Annotated in this window: 3 protein-coding genes and 1 pseudogene; 2 read left to right on the top strand and 2 right to left on the bottom strand. The window is 46.0% G+C overall.

The genetic code is table 11. The features are described from left to right. Both QUB70_RS31585 and QUB70_RS31580 read left to right on the top strand, forming a co-directional pair. On the top strand, nucleotides 1–2021 hold a 2021-nt coding region (locus tag QUB70_RS31585; protein ID WP_332985723.1), incomplete at its 5' end, for a hybrid sensor histidine kinase/response regulator. Between the two features lie 298 nt (nucleotides 2022–2319). Next, nucleotides 2320–2796 carry a chemotaxis protein CheW gene (locus QUB70_RS31580; RefSeq protein ID WP_332985722.1) on the top strand — a complete coding sequence of 159 codons (477 nt, stop codon included), beginning with the start codon at nucleotides 2320–2322 and terminating at the stop codon, nucleotides 2794–2796. A gap of 90 nt (nucleotides 2797–2886) precedes the next feature. On the opposite strand, the gene QUB70_RS31575 is transcribed toward QUB70_RS31580, so the two are convergent. Then, nucleotides 2887–4116 (bottom strand): adenylate/guanylate cyclase domain-containing protein, encoded by a 1230-nt coding sequence (locus QUB70_RS31575; RefSeq protein WP_332985720.1) that lies wholly within the window; start codon nucleotides 4114–4116, stop codon nucleotides 2887–2889. Between the two features lie 312 nt (nucleotides 4117–4428). Further along, nucleotides 4429–4722, bottom strand: a pseudogene (locus QUB70_RS31570) (hypothetical protein); the annotation flags it as partial.

Below are 4722 nucleotides of genomic sequence, written 5' to 3'. Positions count from 1 at the left end.
CCCCCTCTCCCCCTCTCCCCCTCTCCCCCTCTCCCCCTCCCCCCCTCTCCCTCTCCCCCTCTCCCCCTCTCCCCCTCTCCCCCTCCTCCACTCCCCCACTCCCCAACCCGCAAAGACCAACAATCCGAGTAGACTTAGAACGCTTGACCGAATTAGTTAATCTCGTCGGAGAATTAGTCATCAACCGCACAAATTTGGAACTTCAAGAATCCGAACTGCGCGGCGAAGTCAAGCGCATCCGCCGCAGTATCGTAGATTTGAACCAATTCGGCGGCCAGTTGCGAGAAGAATACGACAGACTGAGTTTTGCAGACTGGAAAGGAGGAAACGGCAATTCGGAATTGGGAAAACTTGCAGCAGCAGAAACAGAATTTCCCGCGATTGCTAATAGCAAATCCTCGATCGCCCATGCTCACTTCGATATCTTAGAGATGGATCGTTATACAGAGTTCCACTCCACAGCCTCTGAAGTCATCGAAACTGCCGAAGCAATTTCTCAATCCGCCACCAAATTAGACATCTTAGCGATGAAATTCGAGCGCAGTACCGACCAACTGCGCCGCATTACCGAACAACTCCGCAGCCGCGTCATGCAGTTGCGAGTCGTGAGTTTCAGCCGCGCCGTCGATCACTTGCCCAGGGCGCTCAGAGATATGTGCCTCACATACAATAAAGATGTCAACTTGCTGCTGCTGGGAAGAGATACCAAAATTGACGAAAGTTTGCTTGATGCTTTGCGCGACCCCTTAGTACACTTAGTGAGAAATGCCTTCGACCACGGCATCGAAATGCCCGAAGTTCGGCAAGCAACCGGCAAGCCCGCCAGCGGTCAAATTGAAATCGAAGCCCGCCACCAAGGCGGCCAAACGATTATTACTGTCGCCGATGATGGCACGGGCATTGACCCGGAAATCATTCGCCACAAAATTGTCAAAAAGGGTTTGGCGACAGAGGAACAAGCTCAAGAATTTTCCATTGCCGAACTCTACGATTTTCTGTTTTGGCCGGGTTTCAGCACTGTCGAGGAAGTGAGCGACCTTTCGGGGCGAGGAGTCGGGCTCGACGTGGTGCGAACGAATTTGCGGACTGTGCGGGGGACTGTGAAGGTGGACTCTCGCCTGGGAAAAGGTACGAGTTTTATCATCAAACTGCCGCTGCTGCTGTCGATTACTGACGCTTTGATGGTGAAGACCGATCGCAATAAAATAGCAGTGCCTCTGGATGCAGTCGAGGAAATTCTGCACGTTAAAGCTTCGGAAGTTCACACCGCCGGCAATCAGCCGATGCTGTGGTGGCGGGAGGAATTTATTCGATTGGTGCGACTGCAAGATTTGCTCGAATACAGCGTCGTCGGGCCCGACGGCCCCTCTCCTGACCCTTTGACCCAAGACCACATTCCTGTCCTGGTTTTGGCTTCTAGCGAAGGAATGCTGGCGGTTGCCGTGGAACGGCTGATCGGTCAGCAGGAAATTGTGGTTAAACCTTTGCCGCCGCCTCTATCCAAGCCTCGGGGGGTTCTGGGGAGTACGATTTTGGGAGACGGCAAAGTTGTGACTATTTTGGATGTGGACGATTTGGTGGGTCAACCTTTAGCAAATAGTTCGATCGCCCCTGTGTCGGGTAAACTGTCGCAAATGCCGAGTTCGAGTCAGTCACCGCAGATTTTGATAGTGGACGATTCCTATACAATTCGGCAGTTGCTGTCTCTGACGCTGATTCGTGCCCGCTACCGGGTGGTGCAGGCTAAAGACGGCGTGGATGCCCTGGAAAAGCTGCAAAACGGTCTTGATTGCAGTTTGGCGATCGTGGATATTGAAATGCCCCGGATGGATGGATTTGAATTGTTGCGATCGATGCGATCGACCCAGCGGTTTGCTAAAATCCCTGTAGCCATGCTGACCTCCCGCAGCGGCGAAAAACACCGGCAAATGGCAATGGAATTAGGCGCCAATCAATACTTCACCAAACCTTACAGCGAAGCCCAACTTTTAGAAGCCATCCCCAAATTAATCAAACATTAAATCAGGAGTCATTAGTCATTAGTCATTAGTCATTAGTCATTAGTCATTAGTCATTAGTCATTAGTCATTAGTCATTATTCATGGCTCGTTACCAGGCTCTCCCTGGTAATGCAGATCCGGAGGCTCTGCCTCCTTTGATCTCGCAACTTACAGGATAGAGGACTGTAGGAGGTGCTTAAGTTATTAAGTTTTCAAGCCTAATCTTCAATCCCCAATTTAAAATCCCCAATCTAAAATCTATAATTCCCTAATCTTCAATCCCCCAATCTAAAATCTAAAATCCAAAATCTAAAATCGAATGACTCACGCCAATTACAATCGCCGTTTTCGCAGTAAAAAACAAGGTTCTGTCAGAACACCCCCTCGAAAACTTGTTTCCTTTGAACTGGGAAACGTTAATTATGCAGTTCCCATTGAAAAAGTGCAGCGCGTTGTCAAAGACTTTAATCCCTACGGTTTTTTAGATAGCGGTCAAAGTTTAGTGCGGCATCAAGAAGAGCTGATTACCCTGATTAACTTATCCAAAATATTTCCCAGCAGTCGAACTATTGCTGACTTCAACTACCTGATTGTTTGCAGTTTAAATAAAAGCGATCGCTTGGGAATTCCCATTCCTGATATGCCCAAGATTTTAGAAATTTCAGCAGAACAATTCTGCGAAATTCCCGAATTGTACCGCCAAGATCAACTCCCTACCGCAGTAGAAAAGATAATTCGCGCACCTGACGGTTCCGAAGTATTTTATCTAAATTTAGATTTATTTAGCTCAATGTAGGGTGCGCAGTGCGCACCTTACTTGCTAACCAACGTATTCAACTATAATCACAAAAGCTAACTTGACAGCGACAAAATTTATTTAATCTCGCTATATTAACCGCCATGCAATTAAAGCTGCTGTTTTACCCTTAGCCACAATCGGTTCACAAGGTTCGACTGTTAGATGTTGTGACATCGCTTGATAGACAGCATCAGAAATAGTAATCAAACCACCAGGCGTGGCACTTTCTAAGCGTTTTGCTGTATTCACAACATCACCAATTACACTATAAGTCCGAACATCTTCACTGCCAAATAGCCCTTCAATAACGCTTCCGCAATGCACCCCGCATCCCGCACCAATTCCATATAATTCAAGCATTTCTAAAGCAGCTTTACTCATAGATTTAGCCGCAGCAATTCCCTGTTGTGGCCTAGCATAAATCGCCATAATTTCATCGCCTGTAAATGTTATTTTTAAGGGCTGAAACTGAGCGGCTGCTGGTTCAATGCAGCGGTAATATTCATTGAGGACGACTGCAACTGTCTCAGGGGAATTTTTTTCGCACCAAGCTGTGAAACCGCGAATATCCATAAACAAAATTGTGCGATCGCACTTTTGAAAAGCTAAACCTTCAGGATTATTCAGGGCCGTTGCTACTACATGACTTCCCATCCCCCATTCTGCCATATTTCCCAGTATTTGGGCAGTTGCTTGTAGCTGCTTTCTCTGTTTCGCAAGTTGTAGCGACTGCAACCCCAAAAGCAAACCGATAAACACCATACTCCAAGTAAGAAACTTGTGCGTTGCAGTTCCCGAAAATCTCACTATTAATTCTGGATTAAAAATTAAAGACTGAGACTTAATCCCGACGACAACATAAAAAGCTACCACCATCAGAGCCCGCACCAAACTTTCCAGTGGAATCAGCCAATAATCGATACCTCGAACCCAATGGAATCGCAATCCTTGCAAAATAGCAATCATCAGGGAAAATAACCAAAAGACTCCATGAGAGGGATCTTGAAAAAAATCTAGCCCGTCTATGGGCACATCAATCAGCGTATATATACTTACGCTGATCAGGTTGCCCCAAAAACGGTTGCAGTTCGATTTCGAGAGATACCAAGCCTGAACTAGCATTCCGACTATCAGTACATATATAGCTGGATCAGTGATAAATTTGAACCAATCAACTAATATGAGGCTTGATAAGCTCTTAAGAATTAAGAAATGTCCGCTGTTGCTTAATATCTCAGTCAAAAAGGCGCTAGTGCGGGTTCCTGTTAGCCGACTTTCCCATACATTTTTTAACTTGCGATCGGATTTTTGGGTCATGGTATTTGATCAAGGTTTCGCTGAAGTGGCTGCATCTTTGATCTCTTGGTTTTTACGATCTTAGCACTTACGCAGCAACCAGGTTTTTTTACAAAAATACGAGGTTCCCACGACGTTTCAGCGATTTTATAGTTGAAAAACCTGGTTGATTCAGTCTAATAGCGTAAGTCCTAGAGCCATCAATTCTAATCGCCAGCACATAACTGCACCAGCAACTATAATGATTTATTGATAGCGATGCACCGCAGTTGTAATAAAACTGAACAAATAGATAATTTATATTTCTTCCCTAGGGCCTTTTCCATACCTCTATTAATCATCTTTTTTATGGGTTTTATCGCCCTCTTCGGATTCGCCATCATCATCATTTTTATCCCTATTTTGCTGAACTTGAGGACGGTTGGGCGATCGCTCTCCCGCCACACCTTGCCCTTTCCCTTTCACCAAAACCAAATCTCCCTCTATTTTAGCTTCATAAGTTGTCAAAGGGTCTTTCGCTGGCTCTTCGATAACTCTACCATCGGCGGCAAACCATTGGTGACAAGTTAAGGAAAAAGGGAAATTGTCAAGGGTAGTATTGACATTGATCTGGATCGTGGGAAACTT

Origin of the sequence: Microcoleus sp. A003_D6 (assembly GCF_036702825.1) — a bacterium.
In the GTDB taxonomy this organism is placed as follows: Bacteria; Cyanobacteriota; Cyanobacteriia; order Cyanobacteriales; family Microcoleaceae; genus Microcoleus.
This window is presented reverse-complemented; position numbering and strand designations above follow the sequence as displayed.